The 840-nt window shown below is 44.9% G+C and carries 1 protein-coding gene; it reads left to right on the plus strand.

Annotation, left to right across the window (positions count from 1 at the left end):
* The coding region (locus A3756_RS20725) for a carboxypeptidase-like regulatory domain-containing protein (RefSeq protein WP_197481433.1) at window positions 1-840 on the plus strand (840 nt) is incomplete at both ends.

Consider the following 840-nt stretch of genomic DNA (forward strand, 5'->3'; position numbering starts at 1 on the left):
GATACACGTCAAAACTTCACTTTAGTCGAAGGTGTATCGCTTTCAGGTGTCTTGCAGGACACGCAGGGTCGACCTATAGACAATACTAAACTCAGCTTGCACCTCCAGGAAAATGACGCCCAAGTTGGCGGCGCTGTTTATACAGACGAAAATGGTACTTATCAATTTCAGGTTGAGGCAGGCACCTACAAAATTAAGCCTCATTTGAACCCTTTTGGTCGTGGCGAAGATTCAAGACCAGCCTATCCCTTACCTGATTTTGCAACGGTGTTGTTTGCAGAAGAAAATATTGTTGTTGAGTCTGCTACGGTTCAAGATGTGATCTTGCCAATGGCCATTTTGAGTGGAACCGTTAGCGACAAAAATGGCGCACCAGTTGCCGCTACGCGCGTGACAATTAGCCATATCGCGTATCAGCAAAATGGAAACAGTGACAAAGGTTTCTATCTGGAGAGTCAGGGCAAGTCGCCTGCGACACATGCTTTGAGTGACGCAAACGGTGAGTTTTCAATAGCGCTGTTTACTAACCAAAGTACCGATATTAATTTTGTGCCGCCGCTAGGCAATCAGCTTGTTAGTAGTACGCTAATTAGTGATTATGTCATTGCGCAGGATACAGCTGATTCTTTCGTTTTAGCGCAGCCTTTCACTTTATCTGGCTACCTGTTAGATGAGCAGGGCAACCCGATAGACCATACAATGATTACCGCACATAATCAGAGTAATCGTCAACTTGCTGACACACCCGTTCTCACCGACAGCGAAGGTTATTTCGAGTTTAAAGTTTCCTTTGGAAACTATCAGTTAAGGCCTTACTTACAGACCCAGAATCAAGTTGAT

Source organism: Oleiphilus sp. HI0086 (assembly GCF_001635225.1).